The sequence below is a fragment of the Rhizobium lentis genome, assembly GCF_014200175.1.
Taxonomy (GTDB): domain Bacteria; phylum Pseudomonadota; class Alphaproteobacteria; order Rhizobiales; family Rhizobiaceae; genus Rhizobium; species Rhizobium mulingense.
The window spans coordinates 1-2,104 of sequence record NZ_JACHBD010000042.1; the positions used below are offsets into that span (position 1 = coordinate 1).

The 2,104-nt window shown below is 56.7% G+C and carries 3 protein-coding genes; 2 read left to right on the plus strand and 1 reads right to left on the minus strand.

Going from position 1 to position 2,104, the window contains the following annotated elements; all coding sequences use genetic code 11:
- Positions 1 to 303: 303 nt before the first annotated feature.
- Together GGI60_RS31625 and GGI60_RS31630 are read left to right on the plus strand one after the other, a co-directional pair.
- A complete protein-coding gene (locus tag GGI60_RS31625) occupies positions 304 to 843 on the plus strand; it encodes a hypothetical protein (protein WP_183934988.1) in 540 nt (179 codons plus the stop codon).
- Positions 844 to 960: 117 nt separating this feature from the next.
- Complete coding sequence (locus GGI60_RS31630; protein WP_183934989.1) at positions 961 to 1,875, plus strand: hypothetical protein; 915 nt, start codon at positions 961 to 963, stop codon at positions 1,873 to 1,875.
- 32 nt (positions 1,876 to 1,907) lie between these two features.
- On the opposite strand, the gene GGI60_RS31770 is transcribed toward GGI60_RS31630, so the two are convergent.
- Positions 1,908 to 2,104 (minus strand): hypothetical protein (locus GGI60_RS31770; RefSeq protein WP_210314648.1); only part of this gene is annotated, 197 nt, incomplete at its 5' end.

A 2,104-nucleotide genomic window follows, 5' to 3' on the forward strand; every position in this document is an offset into this window, starting at 1 on the left:
GGTCGAGGGCGAGGACGGCTACCAGCTGATCTGGTCCCGCCCCAACAGGGACTGAGATCCGGACAGGCCCCGCCGGCCAGGCGGGGCCAACCGGCGACAAAGACAAGCCGGCGGCAGGCATCGAGCCCGCCGACGGCTTTTTCGGTGCCATGCGGGACCGGACGTGTCTGATTATGTGGGCAAGGGCAAGCAGAACTTGAGATGAAAAGGTGCGTTTGATTTAATGCGCTGCTCTCAGGGCAAGCCACCTAACAGGGCCGCCAACGCGCGCCTCTTTTTTCTGATTAGCCGAGTTTCAATTTGATGGCCGAAAACGATATTCAAGTCAGTCTCGAAAACTGCCTTCAGTTACTGGTAGGGCTGCCATTAAGCATTGCCCGCAACGCTGCGGACATGAAGGTTTTCCATTTTGGTACCATTCGACCGCATCCCTCAGGCAGAGGGACTGTCGGGGCCTATGCACTGCATGTTCAATGCCCGTGGCGCTTCGTTGACGAGAAGACAATAGTCACAGGGACATCAGATCGTTTCGTCGAGCCGGCTGACGGAACGGAGCCAAACGATGACGACCCTAAATCGGGAAACCTACAGCTCATCAAAATTGCATCTCTGCTGAAAGGCTACGACGCGGAGACAAACTCCTACGTGAACGCCACAGAGCAACTCGTCGTCATAGCCGTTAACACAGACAACTATGGCGGGGCCGACTTCTTGCTGTCAGGTGGTTACCGCCTACAGGTATTCCCGGATGGTTCACTTGGTGAGGATTGGCGCTTTGTCGAGCTTCAAGGCCGCCATGTCGTTATCGAAGGCGGTCGCGTACAGGTTGACATAGTAATCTAATTTCAACACCCGCTCGTCGGAGTTTTCAACGGAATCTGCCATAAGCGGACGTTCGTTCGACGTCACAATGACCGTAAGTAATGTTGGATAGAAATACTGTGAAAGGAAAGGCAGAGAATGAATCATTTCGATATACTTGGCCGCAGCTTTGCCGACCCAGTTGTCGAGTCTTATCTTGCCCATCACGAGAAGCTAGACCCTATCGATTTTCGTACGAATGCGGAGATGGGATTTTTCGGCGGTTTCGATAGCGGTTTCGGTCTGCAGGTGGAAAGCCTTTCCGCATACAGTGCCGAATTCGAAGAGGTGCGGTCAAGACGCCTGTCGGACGGCGAGGAGAGGATCGTCTCTCGCCTGTTATTTACCGGGCCGGATGCGATCAGGGCAGTGCAACGCGCCTATTCGTCGGCGTTGCCCTTCGGTCTGACGTTCGGAGACAGCAGCGACATCGTGGCCGAGAAGCTCGGGACGGGCCCGTTTCGAGAAGGCAAGAGCAGCACGCTGCCGGAATATTCAGCCGAACGTTTCGTTCACTCATATGCTGTCGGCAATATAGTCGTGATCGCAAAATATGACGCGGACTTGCGGCTGATGGCGGTTTATCTGATGCATGCTGACCGCACCATGCTCAAGGCCACGCGCCGAAAGGCGTCCTTGCCCAAGCAGAAGATCATGCCTGGTAATATCGATAAAGTCGAAGCATTGCGGGTCCAGATGCCGACGCAGCGCTGGCGGGAGTCCATGGCCGAGGGAGACGAGCTTTTCAACGAGGCCGATATCGCCACGGCTGAAACGGCGCTGAATGCGTTCATCGACACGGTGAAGGCCGCAACCAGCCAGCGGGATGCGCAGGCAATCCAGGCAGCGGTCAAGGACATCGTTCTTGCGATCAATGAGATCCACGGCAGAAGCGGGATGATCGAAACACTGGAGCGGGACGAACTTGGTGTCCTGATCGACGCGGTCGTAAGGGCGTCGGGCTTCAGCCTCCCGGATGATGAAGATATCACCGCCGAATGGCGGGAGTGGTAACGAGACCCGTGTCGCGGAAATCCTGATTTTCGCTACGGGGGCGGCAAGCGTCGTGTCACGGATGTTCCCTTGATGGCGGCAGGATCCGGCAGGCAGTCGGGGGCGGCTGCCATCGTCATGTACCTTCCGCCACTGAGCCGAGCCACGTCCTTCGCGGGCTCGATGAGGCGTGTCTGATCGAAAACCGGCTTCGCCTCGATCGTCCTCCCGCAACGGCCTTCCAAAACTT

What these genes read in the sequence shown, in the direction of transcription:
- GGI60_RS31630 (WP_183934989.1), top strand. Translation starts at nt 961, where the DNA reads ATGAATCATTTCGATATACTTGGCCGCAGCTTTGCCGACCCAGTTGTC.
- GGI60_RS31625 (WP_183934988.1), top strand. Translation starts at nt 304, where the DNA reads ATGGCCGAAAACGATATTCAAGTCAGTCTCGAAAACTGCCTTCAGTTA.